Origin of the sequence: Halomonas sp. AOP30-A1-24, from assembly GCF_052378165.1 — a bacterium.
In the GTDB taxonomy this organism is placed as follows: Bacteria; Pseudomonadota; Gammaproteobacteria; order Pseudomonadales; family Halomonadaceae; genus Vreelandella; species Vreelandella citrativorans.
This window is the reverse complement of the sequence record NZ_JBQSXL010000006.1, coordinates 127,911-149,082: the sequence shown is the minus strand read 5'-3', so window position 1 is coordinate 149,082 and position 21,172 is coordinate 127,911. Positions and strand designations below refer to the sequence as shown.

Here is a 21,172-nt window from a genome sequence, read left to right as displayed (position 1 = left end):
GTGCCTGTTTGGCGATTCGTGTTGAGTCGATGCATCCCACATAGCTTCGCTGGATATCTGTCTCTTCTGGCACGCAGAGGCTGACCAAATCGTCGCATAGTGAATCTGGCAGGATTGTTTGAAGGTGCAAGAGGGCAATGCTGTTTAGCATGAATTGCGGCTTTCGGAAGGGCTGCTAAAGTAGCCTCTTACAAAAACCGCCCTCTGGATGACGTCTTTCGGTACGTTTCACCTAGCTTATATATTTTAAATTACTTTAGTCTTTATTCGCCTGTGAGCGTTCTTAAAGCTTTGGTGAAGCTTACATGGTTAAGTGGCTTTATAGATGAACTGCTATCTTGCTTTTTATTATATGCGTGTACCCATGTTTTCATATCTAAAACACCCGAAGAAGCTCGAATTTTACTTTCAGCTCCTTTTAAATTTCCACGGAAAAATGCTATGTGGTTTATAACTTTTTTGATAGTCGCTTGATGGTTTTCTTCTGTTATCTCAAGCAGTAACGCACAGTACCCACCCTCATTTTCTCTACATTCAATTTCAAGAAGAAATACTCTACTTCCGCTGTAGTCAAAATGATAAACTAAAACGCTTCTATGTTTTGAAAGTGTTAACGTGGTCCATTTGTCCCTTCTGTGTTTTTTTTGATACTCGTCTATAACTCTTTTGGGTAATGGCCAAGTCAGAATGTTATCTCTAAACAGACCGCCTTCTTGTGGCTGATAGCAGAAAAGATTACTTATTATTTTTTTATTGCGAAGCAGATTCAACATTTTCTTTAACTGCAAAAACCTATAAGGCATGTTTGTTTGGCCGACCTGTTCCGCAGAAACCTCCTTTGTTTCTGTATTTCCATGCGTCGGTAATCCAGAAGTGCCATACTTGAAAAATTGATTTTCAATAGGCGTTACTTTTCCTGTAAGGTATTTATAACTAACCTCTTTTTCAATTTTTTTTAATTCTGGTTTGTTTTTCCAAGCAACCCCTAAAGAGCTGATTTCATCAAGCCCAGAATTCGCTGCAGGATCTTCTTTAGAAGAAATCGCTAAATCATCATTTGGGCTGCTGTTGTTCTGACTGCCATTTGGCCAAGGCTTATCTTTATCTGAATCTATAGTGTCTTTGCCTGTCTCGCCACTATTGTCGCGACCATGGTGGATTGTCAAGTTACTAAAAGGCCACGTTGCTGAGATTATCTCCAAGCAAAGATATTTGTTAGGTTCTGATTGTATTTGAACTGCACGTACAGAAAATTTAAAATTGTTAACTAGAAAAGGAATGCCTGCATATATATAAGACTCACCAGTAGCCCTTAAGGCATTAGCATAAATAGCATTAGCTGCTTGAATGCCATGTTCAGAAATAGTGAGATTCGCTGCATTATCAGCAAACTTATCCTTAATTCTCTTTCTTAAAATTACCAACCATTCGTCATCGGAAATTGTTCCAGTTTTTTGTATATTAACAATTCTTTCCCTAGTTGTTGCCCATGGCCCCGTTGTTAATGCTAGTGCGAACTCAGAAGAGGGTGCCATGAGGGCCCTAAAAACTTCGTGGCAAGGGATTATATAGGTACTTTGTGCTTGCTGAATTACAACGCAGTAGCTGTTAGAAAAGTCTTTTCCAAGATTGTATTCTGACTGCCCTATCCAACGGTATGGGAATTCATCTTTCCACCAACTTGGCCTTTCAGGCATGATATCGTTTGCTTTAACAATTCTAGAACTGTTATCTGTTAAATCTGCATTAATATTAATAGTTTGAGCATTAGCGCGACCAATTAGGCGCCCATTTTTGTATATGGTACCTAAAACAAGCTCTGGAACTATTCCCGTATGTGCGCGTACCAGGATCTCTTCACTCAGGCTGGCAGGCTTGCAGATTTCTTGTTTGTTTGGGTTCGAGCTTACTGGACAAAGCTTGACGCCAACAGAGGGGGTTGATGTTCGTCCCTCATGCGATTGGTACCCATCTACCCACCGTATCATCCAGTGGCGACCATCGTGAGGAAATTCTTCAAAATTAGTGATTAGATTTCGACTAGCCATGCAAATATTAGCACCTATTTTTTTCTTAAGTGCAGTATGCCAGTCGTGCAGTTTTTTGTTTAGTCGTTTTTATTAATGTAATTCACAGCCGCCGCCCACCAGCGCGGCGGCACTGGCACTGTGGTGCGGTTGCCGAAACGGGCGCTTTCCCCAGTCGGCATCCAGCGACAGCCCACACACCGAGCGCACGGCGGCGACCGCCAGGGCATCTTCTTCAGAAAGCGGGGGTAGAATGCCCGGCAAGCGGCTAGCCAGCATGGTTTTACCCGTGCCGGGCGGGCCTGCGAACAGTAAATTGTGGCCTCCCGCAGCGGCGATTTCCAGCGCGCGACGCGCCTGTTGCTGGCCGCGTACATCGGCTAAATCGGCCATTGGCGTGGTGGTTTTTACTGAGGCGGGCAGGCGGTGGGGCGAGATTTTCTCCTGCCCGAGTAGGTGAGCAACGACCTGCCAAAGCGTATCCGCTGGCAGTACCGGCAAGTCACCGGCCAGCGCGGCCTCATCGGCGCAGGCGCGAGGGATGATCAGAGCGTTCCCGGCCCGGCGCGCTGCCAGGGCAAAAGGAAGCATACCGGGTACGGCGCGTAGCTTGCCGTCCAGTGCCAGTTCGCCCGCACACTCCATACCTTCTAGCGCGTCTACTGGAATCTGGCCGGAGGCCGCAAGAATGCCGAGTGCGATGGGCAAATCGAACCGGCCGCCCTCCTTGGGAAGGTCCGCAGGCGCCAGGTTCAGCGTAATCCGCCGGGTGTTGGGGAAATCAAACCCGGCATTAACCAATGCGCTGCGCACCCGCTCGCGGCTCTCTTTTACCGCCGTTTCGGGTAACCCTACCAGCGTAAGCCCCGGCAAGCCGTTGGCAAGATGTACTTCTACATGGACGGCTGGCGCATCCAGGCCCACGCCCGCACGCGTGGCCACAATCGCTAAGGTCATTGTGCTTCCTCGCTAGTTGCCTAATTTTACTTGGCGCTAGCGGTTAACTTAACGCAACTAAGAAAACTTTGATAGCAGGCAGGGCTTTCAGCGTTACGATCCTGGCGAGAATATCGCGCGAAGGGCGTGCATTATTTCTAACGGGGGGATGGCTGGTGGCGTGAAAAGTCGTCCAGGCCGGCAGTCAACACGCGAGCAAAGCGCTGGGCCGAGGGCAGTGCGCCAAAGCTCCACACCGGTGGCAGGCGCAAAAGGTTGCCGCTTTGCACAATGGGTATCTGTTGCCACAGGCCGCTTTCTGCCAGCGCTTCTTCTACGCCGATGGGCAACGGGTCAATAATTACCAGCGTCGCCTCTGAATAGTGGGCAAGCACTTCGATACCCGTTAAGGTGAAACCCCAGGCGTTGGTGGGTTGGTCCCAGGCATTGTCCAGGCCAAGCTGCTCAAGCACCGCATTGTAAAGGCTGTTATCCCCGAAGATCCGCACATGGCGTGCATCCATAAACTGCACCATCAATAGCGGTGCGGTGTCAGGTTGCGCTTCACGTAGTGATGCCATTAGCGTCTGTGTGTCGGCAATTAATTGTTCTGCCTGGGGCTGTCGCTCGGTGAGCTCACCCAGTTGGCGCGTTAATGCCTGGATTTCCTGCCAGGTATCGGCACCGGGGGAGTAAAGCGGAATGGAGGTTACCGGTGCGATGCGCTCCAAACGAGGCGTGAGTGCAGCAAACATCGGCGAGATCAATATCTGCTCGGGAGCCAGCTGGGCCAACAATTCAAAATTGGGCTGGGTGCGCAGCCCAAGGTCGGTCACACCTTCTGGAAGTCGCGGCTCGCCGACCCAGTCGTAGTAGTCCTTCTGTTGGGCCACGCCGCTGATCGGCGCGTCGATAGCCACCAACGTCTCGGCAATGGTCCAATCCACCGTGGCAAACTGGGCATGGGCGCTGGTAAACGCTAGCAGGCTGGTGAGCAGAAGCGCGGCTCGGGCGAAAGAAAGCGTCACGGTACGGCGCATGAGGAAGAGCCATTTTGAAAGAAGAGCTGTATTTAAACGATAATCTTTCTTGCTTGCAACGCCGTGCAAGCTTGTCGTTAGCTAAACCCCGACGACGTGTGGTTAAACAGGGTGACGGGGCTCAGCGGCTCTCTTAAGTGTTTAGAAACGGTAGTGAACGCTTGCTGTAATCCCGCGCTCAGCGCCAAAGTAGCAGTAATCTAGTGAGTTGCATGACGCTACGTAGGATTTATCCAGTACGTTGTTGACGTTAAGGCGGGTTTCGACGCCGTTAACGCCCACATGGCTGAGGTCGTAGCCGATGGTGGCATCGACCAGCGTGTAGTCGGGTACGGTTTCGGTGTTTGCGCGGTCTGCGGCGATATCCGCGTAATGCCTCACACCAACACCTACATCCACGCCGTTTAGCCAGCCGCTGTTTGCTTCATAATGTCCCCATGCCTGTAGCTGGTGCCGGGGCGAGTAAATCGCGTTGTTGCCCTGGTTGCCGTCGTCACTTTTAGCGTAGGTAATATCGGTAAAGCTATAGCCTGCTTGAAGCGAGAGCGTTTCGGTCAGTTGGGTCTGGGCCTCCAATTCAAGTCCTTGGGATTCAATTTCGCCCACGGCGCGGTAAGGGTCAGAGGGCTGCTCTTTGGTGGCTACGTTTTCCTGACTGATATGGAAAATGGCCGCGCTGTACTGGTTGGCGCTACCGCTGGGTTGATACTTCACCCCGGTTTCCCACTGCTCGCCTTCCATGGGCGAGAGCAAATCGCCGCTTTCATCCACAAAGCTTGTGGGAGTAAACGCGGTGGAGTAACTCAAGTAAGGCGCTACGCCGTTATCGAATAGATACACCACGCCCGCACGGCCGCTAAGTTGAGTATCGTTTAGCGAGCTTGAATCGTCGGTATCCTTGTTCGTGTTATCAATGCTCACCCAGTCATAGCGTCCGCCCAGCGTGAAGCGCCAGTTGTTGAGTGCAATTTGGTCCTGTAGATAAACACCGGTCTGTTCAATGTTATGTTGTTCCCGAGTAGGAGCATAAAATGCGACGGGATCACTGCCATAAACGGGCTCAAAGGCGTTAATGGGCTGGAAGGCACCGGAAGGCCATGACACGTTGTTTTCGCGCTGCTGATAGTCCACGCCAAAGAGCAGTGTATGCGCCATAGCACCGTTATCAAATCGAGCTTCAAGCTGATTATCGATGGTCCATGCTTCAAGGGACTCGTCGCTGCCGGAGTAATAGCGGGTTAATTCGTTGGAAGCGGGCGATGTCCAGCCAAAGCCATATACCTGATTAAGTACTACGTCCGAATTCAGGTAACGCAGCATCTGACGGCCAGTGACCCGGTCATTAAAGCGGTGCTCAAGCGAGTAGCCGAACATACGCTGGGTGCGCTCGTAGGCGTCGTAATCTTCTTCGCCGTCAAAGAAATTATTGCTGATTTTACGCCCGTTGCGGGGTATTACGGCACCTTCATAAGGTACGCCGGAGTGATAACCGCCTTTCGGTTCATCCTGCAGGTAGGCTTCAACCGTCAGGCTGGTGTCGTCGGTCATGTCCCATGTCAGGCGTGGGGCAATGGCAAAGCGCTGCTCTTCGGCGGGCCCGAACTGGGTGTCCGCACCGCTGGCGATACCCGTTAAGCGAAATGCTATGCGCTGCTGCTCGTCAATCGGCCCGGTTAGGTCGAACGCGGCGCTACGCTGGTTATTGTTGCCCACTTGCAAGCGCAGCTCGCCGCCTTGCTCAAACTCAGGACGCTTGCTGTTCAGCGCTACCATGCCGCCCGGAGAGGCGCGGCCATAGAGCACGGAGGCAGGCCCGCGAACGACTTCGATGCTTTCCAAAAACCAAGGGTCGATACGCATCGAACTGTGGGAGTTAGCATCGCCCATCACTTTCAGGCCATCCAGAAACGTGTTGCTTAAGCTGCCATCGGAAAAACCGCGCAACACTAAATAGTCGAAGCGGTTTGAAGCGCCCACCTGATTGGAGTAAACGCCTGGCGTGTAGTCGGTTGCGCGCTGGACGGTCGTTACGCCACGCTCTTCCATCTGCTGCTGAGTAATGGTTGACACACTTTGCGGGGTCTCGATAAAGGGCGTTTCGACTTTGGTAGCCGCCTGCTGAGCAGTGACGGTGACCGTCGTTAACTGCTGGGCATCATCCGGTGATGGTTGGGCATAGGCAACAGTTACCGAGCCCCCTGCCAAGGCAATGGATAATGCAAGTTGACGATAGTAAAAGCGGTGTGGGCACATAAACATGACAATAAGTCTCTACTGTTTGTAATAATGAGAATTATTGCTTTTTAAGGGCCTGTTGAGCTATGCCATATGCTAAATCAGCTATGCGTAACGCCAGCGTTGGTGGCGCGCATCTTATGCTCTGGCCTTGCCGATTACTTCTGTGGGCGCGATACCGAAGAGGCGCTTAAAGGCTGTCGTAAAATTGGTGGCATGACGGTAGCCGCAAGTATGTGCTGTCTGTTGAACGCTATAGCCTTTTTCCAGATAGCTATAGGCTTGTTGAAGCCGACACTGGCGTAGATGATCAAAAATTGAGCAACCGTAAAGTGCGCTAAATTTCTGCCGCAAGCTGCTGGGGCTCATCGCTGCGCGACGAGCCAGGTCGCTTAGGCAGTAATCGGTCATTGGGTTATTACTTAGCTCTGTATGCAATTGAGCAAGCTGTTCACGTTCACGGGCCTTCATGCCTCGTGCCGATTGAGGCTCCCTGGCAGGCGGCGTGGGTAAGCCGTGCCCAAGAAGCTGTAGGGCAAGCCCTTGCCAAACTAATGAATGCCGCCAGTGATCCAGTGGCGTCTCGCAGGTCGCGCTTAGTTGAGCAAAAAGTGTGGAAGGTGGCGCCCAGGCATGCAGCTGTGGTGCTTGCGCGCTAGGCAACGCGTTAGGAATCGTGGCCAGTACCGCAATATTGAGAGTACGCAGCTGTGGCTGCGCCGGCTGTTCAACAATCAGCGGTGCCTGGGGGGTAAAGTGAACGCAGAACCCCTGCCCCGCGCCGATGGTTAGCCGCTTCTGGCCTTGGGTAATGTCAATCCAGCCCTCTATAACAACGCTTAGAAACCAGGGTATCGTCTGTGTGGAACGTGAGGCGTAGCGTTGGCGTACTTCAAGGTCGGAGAGGGTGAGATGCAGCGCAGAAGAAAGCGGCAAATCACTCACGCTGCCTTGGGCAATCGGGTCGTCAATTCCCTTACCGGCATACAGGTAATCAATACCGAACGTTTGGCCCAGTTGGCTAAGTGTCGATGGCGTTAACGACGTAAAGGTTGGCATCAATAGGGGCCCTGCGGCTTGGTAATCCAGTGATCAACCCAGCGAGAAAACGCCGCCCAAAAGAGCGACGCTTGAAAAGAGGAGCGGTTCGTGGGTTATCCAGAGAACGCGTAAATCATCGTGATCCTACCATCAGTAGATTAAAACGCAATGATAGGTGTTCTCATTTTGGTGGCGGCAGGCGTTACCAGCACTGTGCTTACGTATCGCTTTTCTTATCGTCGTTCAGTGTGCTGCTGGCAGCCGGTTTTGGGGCAGCGGGCGCATCCGTATCGGCGTTGGGCTGAGCGCTTTCAGTGGCCTTAGTGGCGACTGGTAGGTGCTTCTCAGGCTGACTCGCTTCCATCGTAGCTTCCAACTGCGCTACTTGCCTCTCCAGGGCTTCTACCCGCGAACGCGTGCGCTGTAGAACGTCCATCAGGATATCGAAGTCTTCCCGCGATACGAGCTCCAGCCGATCAAAGGCACCACGAACCACCTGTTGAACGCCTTTCTGAATATCTTCCGGCGCTTGTGACGCATTTTGTAAGCGGTCGCCAATCTGTTGTGCCAAACGGCTAATACGATCCTGGGGCGTCATGGTTCTCTCCTTAAATAATGATGCTTTAAAAGTGGGCACTATTTTAAGGATACGCAACCCGCCGCCAGTACGCATGTATTGCGTATGGCATTGGTGCATTTATTCGTTTATCTCGTTGCCCAGTCATGGTGCGCCAACCGTTCGCGTCGGTTCTTTTTTGGTGCAATCGGTTGCGCCCTACGCCTTTCGCGATCTTAGGGTGTGCGTAAAAGCGCCTTATGTTTTGTTAAGTCACTAAAAATTAATAAGAAATTAGCTAATGGCACGGTATGCGCATTAGTAGAGCATCGCCATTTTCAGCGGCAATGCCGCTAGCTATCTAGCAGGACTTATCCAGCAGGAGAGATATGGGATGAAACTCATCACCGCCATCATTAAGCCATTCAAACTTGACGATGTCCGCGAAGCACTGGCCGACAACGGCGTGCAGGGCATTACCGTGACAGAGGTAAAAGGTTTTGGGCGTCAGAAAGGGCATACCGAGCTCTACCGGGGTGCTGAGTACGTGGTCGATTTTCTGCCCAAGGTAAAAGTAGAAGTAGCGGTTGACGATGCGCGCCTGGAAAGCGTGATGGATGCCATTTGTAATGCCGCTAACAGTGGAAAAATCGGCGATGGCAAAGTATTCGTCACGCCGCTCGACGATGTTATCCGAATTCGTACCGGTGAACGCGGCGTTGATGCCGTTTAAACAGGGGCTTACCGGGCTACTTCGTAGTTCAACGGGGAACTAACAAATGAACGAACTGGCTGATCTGAGCTACGCGCTCGACACGTTTTACTTCTTGATGTGCGGTGTATTGGTCATGTGGATGGCCGCAGGCTTCTCCATGCTTGAAGCAGGCATGGTGCGCGCTAAAAACACCGCTGAAATTCTGACGAAAAACATCGCGCTGTTTGCGATTGCCTGCACCATGTATCTGCTGGTGGGGTATCACCTCATGTACTCCAGCGGCGAAGGCGGCTTCTTGCCAAGCCTGGGCTTTCTGCTGGGTACTGAGAACAGCGTCGATTCAGTGCTGGCGGGTGGCGAAGATGCGCCGTACTACTCCATGCGCGCTGATTACTTCTTCCAGGTTGTCTTTGTGGCTACTGCCATGTCGATTGTTTCCGGAGCGGTCGCTGAGCGCATGAAACTATGGGCCTTTTTGGCCTTCGCTGTGGTCATGACCGCCTTTATCTATCCGGTTTCTGGCTACTGGACCTGGGGTGGCGGATGGCTGAGCAGCGTGGGTTACTCGGATTATGCCGGTTCGGGTATTGTTCACATGGCAGGCGCTGCCGCTGCTCTGGCAGGCGTGCTGATTCTGGGGCCGCGTAAAGGCAAGTACGGTAAAGATGGCGCTATCCATGCCATTCCCGGTGCCAACATGCCGTTGGCAACGCTGGGGACGTTCATTTTGTGGATGGGTTGGTTCGGTTTCAACGGTGGCTCTGAGCTAAAAGTCTCGGATATCGAGTCGGCCAACAATGTCGCCCAGGTGTTTGCCAATACCAATGCGGCGGCCGCTGGTGGTGTGATTGCCGCGCTGGTCCTGGCCAAACTGTGGTTCCGTAAAGCGGACCTGACCATGGCGCTTAACGGCGCGCTGGCAGGCCTGGTGGCGATTACCGCTGACCCGCTCTCGCCAACGGCATTAGGTGCCACCATTATCGGTGCGGTGGGCGGTGCCATTGTGGTCGTAGCGATTGTATCGCTTGATAAGCTCAAGCTGGATGATCCGGTCGGTGCAATTTCCGTTCACGGCGTGGCGGGTATTTGGGGGGTATTGGCGGTGCCTATCACCAATGATGGCGCGTCCTTTAGTGCTCAAATGATGGGTATTGCCGGTATCTTCGGTTGGGTATTCCTGACAAGCCTGGTGGTCTGGTTGGTGCTGAAAGCCATCATGGGCATCCGGGTGAGCGAAGAAGAAGAGTATGAAGGCGTGGATATCGCGGAATGTGGTCTTGAAGCCTACCCTGAGTTTAGCGTTAAGAAATAAGCATAATACTAAGCAAGTGAGCTGGCGTGCTCCTTATGGCCTTCCTTTCGAGGAAGGCCTTTTTATTCTCCGCCTGTAGCGGTGTATGCTTAGCACCAGAGGTGGCTGGCTTTCGCCGCACCCAATAGACAAGACAATGGCCACCAAGCTAGAGGATGTCGCAATGAAATTGATCTCAGCCATTATCAAGCCGTTTAAGCTTGATGACGTACGCGAATCGCTCTCCGATATCGGCGTGCAGGGCATTACTGTCACAGAAGTAAAAGGGTTTGGTCGTCAAAAGGGCCACACGGAGCTTTATCGTGGAGCTGAGTACGTGGTGGATTTCCTGCCCAAAGTGAAGCTGGAAGTCGCTGTCGATGACGATATGGTTGAGCAGGTAATTGATGCGATTACCCAAGTCGCCAACACGGGTAAAATCGGCGATGGTAAAATCTTTGTGATGCCGCTTGAGCAGGTCATTCGTATTCGTACCGGCGAAACGGGTAAAGACGCGGTTTAAGCGGGTGAAGGGTGAGTCGTGAGGGATAAGTAGTAAGTCATGAATCAAAGCCCTGCGGAGTATCTCCGCAGGGCTTTTTATCAGCGAGTGACGTATGAGAGGGCAGTGATCAGGTTCGACTATTCACACCTCGCCAATCCATCACTTCTCAACAAACGCACGCTCAATCACGTAGTCACCAGGCTCACCCATGCGCGGTGAGATATTCAACCCCAGCTCATCCAGCAGCGCGCTGGTGTCATCCAGCATTGCGGGGCTGCCACAAATCATGGCGCGGTCCTGGCGCGGGTCGATCGGCGGAAGGCCGGTATCCTCGAAGATTTTACCGCTGCGGATATGGTCGGTTAAGCGACCCATGGTATGGAACTCTTCACGGGTTACCGTGGGGTAATAGACCAGCTTATTGGTGATATCTTCGCCCAGATACTCGTGGGCAGGCAGCTCTTTGGTAATAAAATCAGCGTAGGCCAGCTCAGACACTTCACGCACGCCGTGTACCAGCACGACTTTCTCATAGCGCTCATAGACTTCCGGGTCCTGAATCAGGCTCATAAACGGTGCAAGGCCCGTTCCGGTCGAGAGCATATACAGGTTGCGACCCGGCAGCAGGTCGTCGCACACCAGCGTACCGGTCGGCTTACGGCTGACCATGATTTGATCGCCTACTTTCAGATGCTGTAAGCGTGAGGTCAGCGGGCCATCGGGCACCTTGATGCTGAAAAACTCAAGGTGATCTTCATAGTTCGGGCTGGCGATGGAGTAAGCACGCATTAGCGGTTTGCCGTTCACTTCCAGACCGATCATGACAAACTGGCCGGTTTTAAAGCGCAGGCTGCGCTCACGTGTAGTGCGGAAGCTAAACAGGGTATCGTTCCAGTGGTGAACGCTGAGAACTTCTTCCAGAGCAAACTTACTCATACCAATGTCTCCCTATAGCGATGCTGGCAGGAAATCACAGCATCTATATTCTTTAAAAGAATAAAAAATCATGAAATATGTTGTCATCAATTCTAAGTAAAGGTGGTATATCTGTTAAGCGAATTATATTGATAACACTTATCTTTAAAATCGATATAGGCCCTGTATGCACTATACCCTCCGGCAATTGGAAGTCTTTGTCGCGGTCGCTCAGCACGAGAGCGTCTCGCAAGCGGCGCGTGCGCTGGCCATGTCTCAATCGGCCACCAGCACGGCGCTTGCCGAGCTTGAGCGCCAGTTCGACTGCCAACTGCTTGACCGCATGGGAAAGCGGTTAAAATTAAATGCGCTGGGCTTTCAACTGCTGCCCAAGGCGGTAGCACTGCTTGATCGCGGCGAGGAGATCGAAGAGCTTCTTCGTGGCCAGCAGGGCGTTGGGGCGCTGGACGTGGGGGCCACACTAACCATTGGCAACTACCTGGCAACGCTTCTGATCAGTGATTTTATGCAGCGTTACCCCGGCAGCCGGGTGCGCCTTTCGGTGCGTAATACGCGCCATATTATTGAGGGCGTGCGCCAGCACTCGCTGGATCTGGGCCTGATTGAAGGCCAGTGCGATGACGAAATGATCATCAGCCAGCCTTGGGTTGAGGATGAGCTGTGTGTTTTCTGCTCGCCGCGCCACCCACTGGCGGGAAAAGAGCACCTCGAACTTGAACAGCTGCTGCGCGAAGACTGGATCATGCGTGAAGAGGGGTCAGGCACCCGCATGACACTAGAGCACGCCGCACGCCACCGGCGCAGCCGGTTTAATACGTTGCTGGAGCTGGAGCATACGGAAGGGATTAAGCGGGCGGTAGAGTCGGGGCTTGGCATCGGTTGTGTCTCGCGGCTAGCGCTACGCGATGCCTTCCGGCGAGGAAGCCTGGTACCGCTTCCCACGCCGGAGCTGGATCTAAAGCGTCAGTTCACCTTTATCTGGCACCGCCATAAATACCTCACCACGGGCGTGCGTGAGTTCCTGCGCCTGTGTCGTGAAATGACCGCAGGCGCTAAACGCAGTGACGATATTGAGCTGCCGCCGGTGCCTTAAGTGCTCAATGCTCGGTCACCGCGTTGGGCGAGTGCAATGCCAGGGGCGCTGATGCGTGCTGCGATAATTTAAAGCTGCCAATGGTGGTGGCTAAATGATCGGCCTGCTCTTTTAACTGCTCGGCGGCGGTGGTGGACTCCTCCACCATAGCGGCGTTCTCTTGGGTCATGCGGTCCAGTTCGGCAACCGCGATGTTGACCTGGTTGATACCGTCGCTTTGCTCGCTGGTGGCCGCTCGTATCTCTTCCAGTACGTCCGAGACGCGCGTGATGTGGGCCACAATATCCTTCATGGTGGTCCCCGCATTACGAACAAGCGTAGTGCCGTTATTGACTTTGCTTTGTGAATCTTCAATCAGTTTTTGAATATCGTTGGCCGCTTCGCTGCTGCGCCTGGCAAGCTTGCGTACTTCCTCGGCGACCACTGCAAAACCTCGTCCATGTTCGCCTGCTCGGGCGGCCTCCACAGAGGCATTCAGCGCCAGCAGGTTGGTCTGGAAGGAAATGCTGTTCATCAACGTAACGATATCACCGATTTTATCGGACGCTTGGGTAATATCTTCCATGGTGGTGACTACATTCGCGACCACTTGGCCGCCTTCATTAGCGACTTCAGAGGCGGTTTGCGAGAGCTTGTTGGCTTCTTGAGCCGAGGCAGCGGTGTGCTGTACGGTACTGGTGATCTCTTCAATAGACGCCGACGTTTGCTGCAGGCTGGCCGCGGTGTTGTCGGTGCGGCGGGATAGGTCCTGACCACCCATGGCGATTTCATTCGCTGCATGATGCACCGATACGCTGCTGGTGCGTACATCGATCAACACAGCCTCCATTTTGCCGACAAAACGGTTGAAGGCACCACTTATCTGGGCGACTTCATCACGCCCATGTTCTGGCAGTCGGCGGGTCAGGTCTCCTTCGCCGCTGGCAATATCGTCCAGTGCATCCCGTGCCCGCTCAAGGCCAGAAAAGGTGCGTTTGAGCCACAGGCTTAGCAGCAGCGTCGTCACGGCGATGATGACCAGCAGGGTGATCAGCGAAGAGCTTAGAATGGCGCGCAGGCCAGAGGTCGCTTCATACTCATCAAGCGCGACACCTAGCTCCCAATCGGTACCGGCGATTGATGTTGCAGACAAGCGTTTGGTCTGGCTGCTAACGTCAATAGGCTCCCAGATGCCCCGGGTAGCGCTCAGCCGTTGAAGGGTACTAGGCGTTAAGGCATTGCTGATTTGGCTTAGCGGTTCAAGCGTTAGCGCTGCATCAGGGTGCGCAATCACCGTCTCGCCACCGCTACTTAGAAAAGCGAAGCTTGAGGGGGTGGGTTGAATAGCGTTGACCTGGCTAACCAGATTATCAATCACCACATCACCGCCGATGACACCGTAAAGACGGCCGTCGCGTTTGACCGGTGTTGCGAACGTAACGACCAATTGATTGCTGTTGGCATCCACGTAGGGTAGCGAAACGATAGTGTCATCCTGGGTCACCGCCGTCTGGTACCAGTCGCGCTCGCGTGGGTCGTAATCATCACCGGGTATCCAACCATCGGACGAGAGAAGGCTGCCATCAGGCTGGCCAAAAAACGCCGCCAGAAACCCGCCAGATTCCGCTAGCTGCACCAGCGGCGCGCGCGGGTCGTTATCCATCACCGGCGTGCGCGCTGCCTCCAGCATGGCTACACGGGCGGTCACCCACTCCTCAATGGCCAGCGCGTTACCCTGTGCGATGGATTCGAGCTGTTGGGCGACCTGCTCATCGTTATGAGCTTGTAGGGTCGAATAGTTGACAAAAGCGTTGATGGTTAAGGCCAGAGTGATCACAACCAACGTAATCACCAGAATGCGCAAGCGCAGGGACGACAGCATGAGTAGAGCCTCATTAATAAGGAAGACAAGGGAGAAGGCTTCGTGCATCCATCCAATACGGCGGCGATATAGCAACCTATCGCCGCCTTTGATGGGTTAGTCGGACGAAGAGGGTGGAGACGGCAACTGATGGCGAGAAGAAGTGTTGCTGGCTTCAAGCGTAAAGCCACCGACGAGTGCCGAGAGCCGTTCAGACTGCTCCTTGAGCTGCTCGGCAGCCGTGGTGGACTCTTCTACCAGCGCCGCGTTTTGCTGGGTCATCTGGTCCAGGTCGGTCACCGCGATGCTGACCTGGCTGATACCGTCGCTCTGTTCGCTTGCTGCGGTGCTTATCTCGGCCAGCATTTGGGTGACGCGTGTGACGCTTTCCGCCAACTCATGCATGGCCGTTTCAGCGCCCTTGACCAGCTGGGTGCCGCTTTCCACCTTGCCCGTTGAGGCATGAATGCGCTGGCGGATATCAGCGGCAGCGTCGCTACTGCGAGACGCCAGTTTGCGAACTTCATCGGCCACCACCGCAAACCCACGGCCATGTTCCCCTGCACGTGCTGCTTCTACCGATGCGTTCAAGGCCAGCAGGTTGGTCTGGAAGGCGATGCCGTCAATCACGGTCACAATTTCCTGAATTTCAGCCGACGTCGTGCGAATGTCATCCATGGTGACCACCACCTGCTCAAACGCCGAGTTGGTCCGCGAGGCCAGTTGTGAGGCCGTTTGAGAAAGCCCACTGGCTTCCTGGGACGCACTGGAAGTATGGCCGACGGTGCTGCTGATCTGCTCCATGGCCGAGGACGTTTGTTGCAAGCTGGCCGCGGCCTGGTCGGTGCGCCGTGAAAGGTCCTGGCCGCCCTGGGTAATCTCACTGGCCGCATGGTGAACGGATTCACTGCTGGCGCGTACATCCACCAGTACATCGTGAATCTTGACCGCAAAGGCGTTGAACTGAATGGCAAGTTCGGCGCTTTCATTGCGCCCACGCACTGGTAGGCGTTGGGTTAAGTCGCCATCGCCCGAGGCGATGTCACGCATGCGCTCGGCGAGGTTTCGCAGCGGGCGAGAAATACTGCTGCCCAACACCCAACTGGCCAGCAAGCCCAGAAGCGCGATGACAAGGCCCATCAACACCATGCCCCACATGGAGGCTCGGCTTTGATCGCCAAGCTGGTCTTGCAGGCCATGAAGGCCCGCCATAACGGCACTTTCAGGTAGTCGAACCATCAACACCCACGGTTGGCCACTTTCGTCGATAGTGAAAGGCCAGTAAAGTTCGGTCATACCCTTCTCGGTACTCATATTGCGCACACTTTCACCCTGCTGGGCTTGAGCAATACTGGCCTGAAGCTGAGGGTCGAGAACATCTTCTACTCGCTTGCCCAGTAAGTCGGGTGCACTGGTATGAGCAGCAAGCGCGCCTCGCGCGGCGACTAACGCCATTTCACCCGCACCGTCGTAAAGCGTTTCGTTGGCCTCTTCAAGTAGCCCCTGGATGAATTCAACTGAAAGGTCGACGCCCGCACTGCCGCGAAACTCACCATCTACAATAATGGGGGCGTTAAACGAGGTAACCAGCAACATGTCGCCGTTGTAATCGTACAAATGCGGGTCGACAATGCAGCTACGCAGGGTCTCTTTCGTACACAGGTAGTACTCACCGCGCCGAATGCCGTCTGCACCAAGCTCATGGTTCTCCATATCGCTACCCAGCGCTAATACTTCGATGCTGCCGCTATCCGTGCGATACCACCACGGCGTAAAGCGGCCATCCGGACCGTAACCCTGGTCCTCTCGCCCTGTATAAAAAGCATCGTTACCGAAAGCATTGGGTTCCCAGCCAATGAAGGCATCTAGAAGAGAGGGATTGTTGACGACCGTTTGACGCACCAGCATGGAGAGCTCTTGACGGCTCATGGTCATCAATGGGCGACCATTCTCGCCTGGCAGGCCCAGCATGGCGTTGGTATGCGCCAAACTAGTGGCCAGTGTCAGGGCATGCTGAAGCTGGCCCTTGATCTCTTCGGCTTGCGCGGAGGCGATAGCGGAGAGGCGTGCATCGATATTGCGCTCGAGCAGTTCCCTAGTCTGGCTTTCCACGAGTGCTTCGGAGCGTGTATTCGCCATCAGGGAGTAGATCACTAATGCGGCTACGACCAGCAGAATACAGCCGCTGACCAGCGTGGCAATTAACGTGCGAATGGATTTAAAGTTCATTTTTTATGTTTCTCAATGGTTAGTATCGTATTGATAAATCAGGTGAAAAATAGTCGCTGCTCGCGCCGGGACGTTTCATCTGATTTTCAACTGCGCCTTTGAACGACGATTTTCAGGGGGGGGCGTTTTCAAAGATGGTTTTCAAGAGCGCGGCGGTACTCATCATTTTTTCTGCCGAAGGTGTTGGCTGCTTTGCTTTAAATGGAGGGCTCGTCTGTTGGCTGGTGCTTGTCATGATCATCGTTGCGGCATAAGCGCTTGATAGTAAGAAACAGCAGCGCAAAAGCCACCTTAACTCGCCGCTATCATTATAGCCATGCGGTATGACACGTTGATGATCCTGTTATTTAATTTATCGGCGTGCGCGCTCTCTTCTTTAAGCGGGGACGCTTGAAATATGGCCGTTATACGCTGGGAGTCGCTGAGGGATGTTTGAAGGTCGGCTGTGGATCTGTTGAGTATCTTTCGGAAGTACGTGAGACAGGGAGTGTCGGCCCATAGCCGATTGGTGAACCAGGTTCTACCGGCCTGCCAAGATGGCCTTGGCCGGTAGCGCGTAGGGAAATAAACGCCCTATAAACGGGCGTTATCCATCATTTTATATCAATAGCCACTCGGCGTAGTGGGTCGAGAAAGCAGCAGATGATCGCCACGGGCGGCAGGATCGTTCTCCAGGGTGAAGCTCCCAACAATAGTGAAGAGCCGTTCAGACTGATCCTTGAGCTGTTCGGCAGCCGTGGTGGACTCTTCTACCAGCGCCGCGTTTTGCTGGGTCATCTGGTCCAGGTCGGTCACCGCGATGCTGACCTGACTGATACCATCGCTCTGTTCGCTTGCTGCGGTGCTTATCTCGGCCAGCATTTGGGTGACGCGTGTGACGCTTTCCGCCAGCTCATGCATGGCCGTTTCAGCACCCTTGACCAGTTGGGTGCCACTTTCCACCTTGCCCGTTGAGGCATGAATGCGCTGGCGGATATCGGCGGCGGCGTCGCTACTGCGAGACGCCAGTTTGCGAACTTCATCAGCCACCACCGCAAACCCACGGCCATGTTCTCCCGCACGTGCTGCTTCTACCGATGCGTTCAAGGCCAGCAGGTTGGTCTGGAAGGCGATGCCGTCAATCACGGTCACAATTTCCTGAATTTCAGCCGACGTCGTGCGAATGTCATCCATGGTGACCACCACCTGCTCAAACGCCGAGTTGGTCCGCGAGGCCAGTTGTGAGGCCGTTTGAGAAAGCCCACTGGCTTCCTGGGACGCACTGGAGGTATGTCCGACGGTGCTGCTGATCTGCTCCATGGCCGAGGACGTTTGTTGCAAGCTGGCCGCGGCCTGGTCGGTGCGCCGTGAAAGGTCCTGGCCGCCCTGGGTAATCTCACTGGCGGCATGGTGAACGGATTCACTGCTGGCGCGTACATCCACCAGTACATCGTGGATCTTGACCGCAAAGGCGTTGAACTGAATGGCAAGTTCGGCGCTTTCATTGCGTCCACGCACTGGTAGGCGTTGGGTTAAGTCGCCATCGCCTGAGGCAATGTCACGCATACGCTCGGCGAGGGTTCGCAGCGGGCGAGAAATACTGCTGCCCAACACCCAACTGACCAGCAAGCCCAGAAGCGCGATGACAAGGCCCATGCCCAGCATGCTCAACATGGAGGCCGTGCGTTGCTCTTGCATCTGCTCCTGCATGTTGTTTAAGCCAGCAAACACGGCTTGCTCGGGTAAGCGAAGCATCAATACCCAGGGCGCTTCAGTACCGCCGATGGTAAAGGGCCAATAGAGTTCGATCATCCCCTGCGCCTGGTCAACGTTACGGACCACGTCGCCCTGTTGAGCACGGCGAATATGCGTCTGTAGGGAGGGATTAAAGGCTTCGTTTGCAGATTTCCCAACCAGGGAGGCATCGCTGGTGTAGGCCGTGACGCCTCCCTGCGAGGCGATAAGCGCTATTTCGCCCGCGCCGCTGTATAGCGTTTGGTTGGCCTCGTTAAGTATCGACTGAATAAAGTCGACCGTATAATCAACGCCTGCAACGCCACGAAACTCTCCATCAACGATGATAGGGGCATTGAACGAGGTGACCAACGTGAGCTTGCCGTCGTAATCGAACTGCGCCGGGTCAACGATACAGGGGGCAAGCGTTTCACGCGGGCATAGATAGTACTCGCCGCTGCGCACGCCGCTTGCCTGAATAGCCTCACTCTCCATAGTCTCTCCTAGAGGAAGCGCGGCTAAATCACCGTTCTCGGTGCGATACCACCAGGGTTGGAAACGGCCATCGTCACCGTAGCCAAGACCCTCGCGCCCGGCAAACCGCGCATCCAGACCAAAGGCGTTTGGTTCCCAGCCGATATAGGCATCCAGTATTTCGGGGTTGGTGATCACCGTTTGGCGTACCAGCAGCGAAATTTCGCGGCGGCTGAGGTTCAGTGCCGGTCGGCCGTTGTTATCCCGCTGTCCCAGCATGGCATTGGTGGCGGCCAGGTTTTCGGCAATCTTGAGGGTTTTTTCAAACTGGCCCTGGATAAGCTCAGCCTGCGCTGAGGCAACCGCCGTTAAGCGTGCTTCGATATTGCGCTCAAGCAGCTCTTTGGTCTGGTCTTCTACCACCGCCTGAGAGCGCTCATTGGCAACCAGTGAGTAGGCGGCCAATGCCGCCACCACCAGCAAGATACAGCCGCCTACCAGGAGGGTAATTAACGTACGGACTGACTTGAAATTCATGGTTTTTATTGCCCTCAGCACTTGGTTATGTCGTGACTAGCCATGCCGTGATTAGCGATGGCGTGACGCGAGGGTGGGAGAGGGCGGTATAAGCCGGCCATGTTGGGATGCTGAACCGTTTGATAGGGTGAAACCGCCAACGACATCGGAAAGGCGCAGTGACTGCTCTTTTAGATGCTCGGCGGCGGTAGTGGACTCTTCCACCATCGCGGCGTTTTGTTGGGTCATGCGGTCAAGCTCAGCCACCGCGATATTAACCTGATGGATGCCGTCGCTCTGCTCGCGCGTGGCGGCACCAATCTCACCCAGCACATCGGTGACACGGGTAATACTCTCCACAATGTCACGCATGGTGGCACCGGCGCTTTGAACAAGTTCGGTGCCGTTGGTGACCGTCTGGTGTGAGGTATCGATCAGCGTTTTGATGTCGTTGGAAGCATCGCTGCTGCGCTGTGCAAGCTTACGAACCTCATCCGCCACGACCGCAAAGCCCCGGCCATGCTCACCGGCACGGGCTGCTTCAACGGAGGCATTCAGGGCAAGCAAGTTGGTCTGGAAAGCAATGCCATCCATCAGTGACACAATATCACTGATTTTATGCGACGCTGCCGAGATGTCGCCCATGGTGGCCACTACCTGATCAACTACTTGACCGCCTTTGTTGGCCACTTCAGAGGCATTCATCGAAAGCTGGTTGGCCTGTTGTGCAGCCTCTGCCGTGTGTTCAATGGTGCTGGTAATCTCTTCAATAGATGCCGAGCTTTGTTGCAGGCTGGATGCGGCATTATCGGTGCGGCGAGACAGGTCCTGCCCGCCCATGGAAATTTCATTGGCGGCGGTCTGTACCGACTGACTACTATCGCGAATGGTCAGCATCACCTCATCCATTCTGGCGACGAATCGATTGAAAGAGTGGGCGATTTGGGTGACTTCATCGTTGCCTTCTTCAGGCAGGCGTTGGGTCAGGTCCCCCTCACCAGAGGCGATATTGTCCATGGCGTTACGCACACCCAACAGGCGGCGCAGCAGCAGCGACAGCAGTAGGCCAAAGGCGAGCGCCGTTATAATCGCGACCACCACCAGGATAATAAGGGAAGAGGTAGCAATGGCGCGTAATCCTGCGGTGGCTTCGTACTCGTCCAACGCGACAATAAGGCGCCAGCCGTTTTCACCGCCAATCACGTGGCCTAGCAATAGCTTGTTGTCGCCTTGCAGGGCAAGAGGCAGAGGCGTGGTAGCGCCCATTAATTGATTGATGGAGCCTGCCGTAAGCTGTTCGTTAATGGCTGACACAGGCGTCAGTATCAAGTCAGCATCGGGGTGGGCGACCAGAGTGCCATCGTGGGTGGTGAGAAAGCCAAAGCTTGAAAGGGTCGGTGAAATGCCTGTCACTGTCTCGACGATGTTGCTGATAGGAATATCAGCACCTACCACGGCAGTCAGTTCACCATTCAGGTAGAACGGGCGAGCGAACGTGACCACCAGCTCGCGAGTTTGAGCGTCAATATAGGGCGCGGTAATAATCGCTTCTTGTGTGCTTACTGCCGCTTTGTACCAAGGGCGTTCTCGTGCGTCGTAGCCGCTTGGGGGCTGAAAGTCGTTATCATAGGTAATCTCTCCCGCCCCAGGGTAGCCAATATAGGTGGAAATAAACCCACCTGAAGTAAGGAGCTGACGAAGTGCCGGGCCGGGGGCGTTACTGGTGGCTGCTGTTTCCATGCTTTCCAGCATATCCAGTCGAGCGTTAAACCACTCGTTCAAGGCTTTGGCATTGCCGCTGACCACCGCTTTAAGGTTACGTGCTATCTGTTCATCGTTGTGATGTTTTACCGTTGCTTAGTTGACCACGCCATTGATTATCAAGCCAAGGGTGATCGCTGCAAGAGCGGCCAGAAGAATACGTACACGAAGGGAGGAAAACATGATCGCTCTCTTTGTCGATAAGCAACCGTATGCGCTGCTGCATACGGAGTAAGGGTGATTAGCTTATCGGCGAAAGCGACC

The 21,172-nt window shown here is 54.1% G+C and carries 14 protein-coding genes and 1 pseudogene; 4 read left to right on the top strand and 11 right to left on the bottom strand.

From position 1 onward, the window contains the following. Positions 1-263: 263 nt before the first annotated feature. The 6 genes and pseudogenes from ACT3TJ_RS05360 to ACT3TJ_RS05335 all read right to left on the bottom strand — a co-directional run bounded on the left by ACT3TJ_RS05360 (position 264) and on the right by ACT3TJ_RS05335 (position 7,877). Positions 264-2,048, bottom strand: coding sequence for a hypothetical protein (locus tag ACT3TJ_RS05360; RefSeq protein WP_096277126.1), 1,785 nt, complete (start codon positions 2,046-2,048; stop codon positions 264-266). An 87-nt stretch (positions 2,049-2,135) separates the two neighbouring features. After that, positions 2,136-2,984: pseudogene (locus tag ACT3TJ_RS05355) on the bottom strand (YifB family Mg chelatase-like AAA ATPase); the annotation flags it as partial. Positions 2,985-3,121: 137 nt separating this feature from the next. Beyond that, positions 3,122-4,003: an ABC transporter substrate-binding protein gene (locus ACT3TJ_RS05350; RefSeq protein WP_442352930.1), complete on the bottom strand. Its 882-nt coding sequence runs from the start codon at positions 4,001-4,003 to the stop codon at positions 3,122-3,124. Positions 4,004-4,144: 141 nt separating this feature from the next. Beyond that, positions 4,145-6,262 carry a TonB-dependent siderophore receptor gene (locus ACT3TJ_RS05345; RefSeq protein ID WP_407647904.1) on the bottom strand — a complete coding sequence of 706 codons (2,118 nt, stop codon included), beginning with the start codon at positions 6,260-6,262 and terminating at the stop codon, positions 4,145-4,147. Positions 6,263-6,376: 114 nt separating this feature from the next. Further along, positions 6,377-7,297: a helix-turn-helix transcriptional regulator gene (locus ACT3TJ_RS05340; protein ID WP_192527781.1), complete on the bottom strand. Its 921-nt coding sequence runs from the start codon at positions 7,295-7,297 to the stop codon at positions 6,377-6,379. A 199-nt stretch (positions 7,298-7,496) separates the two neighbouring features. Then, positions 7,497-7,877: an accessory factor UbiK family protein gene (locus tag ACT3TJ_RS05335; protein WP_172116896.1), complete on the bottom strand. Its 381-nt coding sequence runs from the start codon at positions 7,875-7,877 to the stop codon at positions 7,497-7,499. Between the two features lie 352 nt (positions 7,878-8,229). Here ACT3TJ_RS05335 and ACT3TJ_RS05330 point away from each other — a divergent pair, with 352 nt between their 5' ends. The 3 genes from ACT3TJ_RS05330 to glnK all read left to right on the top strand — a co-directional run bounded on the left by ACT3TJ_RS05330 (position 8,230) and on the right by glnK (position 10,364). After that, entirely contained in the window at positions 8,230-8,568 is a 339-nt protein-coding gene (locus ACT3TJ_RS05330) for a P-II family nitrogen regulator (RefSeq protein WP_172116897.1), read from the top strand. A gap of 46 nt (positions 8,569-8,614) precedes the next feature. Next, entirely contained in the window at positions 8,615-9,862 is a 1,248-nt protein-coding gene (locus ACT3TJ_RS05325; protein WP_193057139.1) for an ammonium transporter, read from the top strand. A 163-nt stretch (positions 9,863-10,025) separates the two neighbouring features. Next, positions 10,026-10,364, top strand: a complete 339-nt coding sequence (glnK, locus tag ACT3TJ_RS05320) for a P-II family nitrogen regulator (RefSeq protein ID WP_027337179.1) — start codon at positions 10,026-10,028, stop codon at positions 10,362-10,364. A gap of 141 nt (positions 10,365-10,505) precedes the next feature. On the opposite strand, the gene ACT3TJ_RS05315 is transcribed toward glnK, so the two are convergent. Then, positions 10,506-11,282 carry a ferredoxin--NADP reductase gene (locus ACT3TJ_RS05315; RefSeq protein ID WP_087110558.1) on the bottom strand — a complete coding sequence of 259 codons (777 nt, stop codon included), beginning with the start codon at positions 11,280-11,282 and terminating at the stop codon, positions 10,506-10,508. Between the two features lie 166 nt (positions 11,283-11,448). On the opposite strand from ACT3TJ_RS05315, the gene ACT3TJ_RS05310 reads away from it, so the two are divergent. After that, positions 11,449-12,375 (top strand): LysR family transcriptional regulator, encoded by a 927-nt coding sequence (locus tag ACT3TJ_RS05310; protein ID WP_087110560.1) that lies wholly within the window; start codon positions 11,449-11,451, stop codon positions 12,373-12,375. Positions 12,376-12,379: 4 nt separating this feature from the next. Here the strand turns inward: ACT3TJ_RS05310 and ACT3TJ_RS05305 are convergent, their stop codons facing one another. From ACT3TJ_RS05305 to ACT3TJ_RS05290, 4 genes are all read right to left on the bottom strand, one after another. Beyond that, positions 12,380-14,236 (bottom strand): methyl-accepting chemotaxis protein, encoded by a 1,857-nt coding sequence (locus ACT3TJ_RS05305; RefSeq protein ID WP_193057138.1) that lies wholly within the window; start codon positions 14,234-14,236, stop codon positions 12,380-12,382. A 96-nt stretch (positions 14,237-14,332) separates the two neighbouring features. After that, complete coding sequence (locus tag ACT3TJ_RS05300) at positions 14,333-16,444, bottom strand: methyl-accepting chemotaxis protein (RefSeq protein ID WP_193057137.1); 2,112 nt, start codon at positions 16,442-16,444, stop codon at positions 14,333-14,335. Positions 16,445-17,047: 603 nt separating this feature from the next. Then, positions 17,048-19,168: a methyl-accepting chemotaxis protein gene (locus ACT3TJ_RS05295; RefSeq protein ID WP_193057136.1), complete on the bottom strand. Its 2,121-nt coding sequence runs from the start codon at positions 19,166-19,168 to the stop codon at positions 17,048-17,050. 51 nt (positions 19,169-19,219) lie between these two features. Next, entirely contained in the window at positions 19,220-20,974 is a 1,755-nt protein-coding gene (locus ACT3TJ_RS05290; RefSeq protein ID WP_444665485.1) for a methyl-accepting chemotaxis protein, read from the bottom strand. Positions 20,975-21,172: the final 198 nt, after the last annotated feature.

Excerpts from the sequence above, each read along its gene's own strand:
- ACT3TJ_RS05360 (WP_096277126.1), bottom strand. The coding sequence starts at position 2,048 with ATGGCTAGTCGAAATCTAATCACTAATTTTGAAGAATTTCCTCACGAT.
- ACT3TJ_RS05325 (WP_193057139.1), top strand. The coding sequence starts at position 8,615 with ATGAACGAACTGGCTGATCTGAGCTACGCGCTCGACACGTTTTACTTC.
- ACT3TJ_RS05330 (WP_172116897.1), top strand. The coding sequence starts at position 8,230 with ATGAAACTCATCACCGCCATCATTAAGCCATTCAAACTTGACGATGTC.
- ACT3TJ_RS05340 (WP_192527781.1), bottom strand. The coding sequence starts at position 7,297 with ATGCCAACCTTTACGTCGTTAACGCCATCGACACTTAGCCAACTGGGC.
- ACT3TJ_RS05310 (WP_087110560.1), top strand. The coding sequence starts at position 11,449 with ATGCACTATACCCTCCGGCAATTGGAAGTCTTTGTCGCGGTCGCTCAG.
- ACT3TJ_RS05300 (WP_193057137.1), bottom strand. The coding sequence starts at position 16,444 with ATGAACTTTAAATCCATTCGCACGTTAATTGCCACGCTGGTCAGCGGC.
- glnK (WP_027337179.1), top strand. The coding sequence starts at position 10,026 with ATGAAATTGATCTCAGCCATTATCAAGCCGTTTAAGCTTGATGACGTA.
- ACT3TJ_RS05315 (WP_087110558.1), bottom strand. The coding sequence starts at position 11,282 with ATGAGTAAGTTTGCTCTGGAAGAAGTTCTCAGCGTTCACCACTGGAAC.
- ACT3TJ_RS05345 (WP_407647904.1), bottom strand. The coding sequence starts at position 6,262 with ATGTTTATGTGCCCACACCGCTTTTACTATCGTCAACTTGCATTATCC.
- ACT3TJ_RS05350 (WP_442352930.1), bottom strand. The coding sequence starts at position 4,003 with ATGCGCCGTACCGTGACGCTTTCTTTCGCCCGAGCCGCGCTTCTGCTC.
- ACT3TJ_RS05335 (WP_172116896.1), bottom strand. The coding sequence starts at position 7,877 with ATGACGCCCCAGGATCGTATTAGCCGTTTGGCACAACAGATTGGCGAC.
- ACT3TJ_RS05295 (WP_193057136.1), bottom strand. The coding sequence starts at position 19,168 with ATGAATTTCAAGTCAGTCCGTACGTTAATTACCCTCCTGGTAGGCGGC.
- ACT3TJ_RS05305 (WP_193057138.1), bottom strand. The coding sequence starts at position 14,236 with ATGCTGTCGTCCCTGCGCTTGCGCATTCTGGTGATTACGTTGGTTGTG.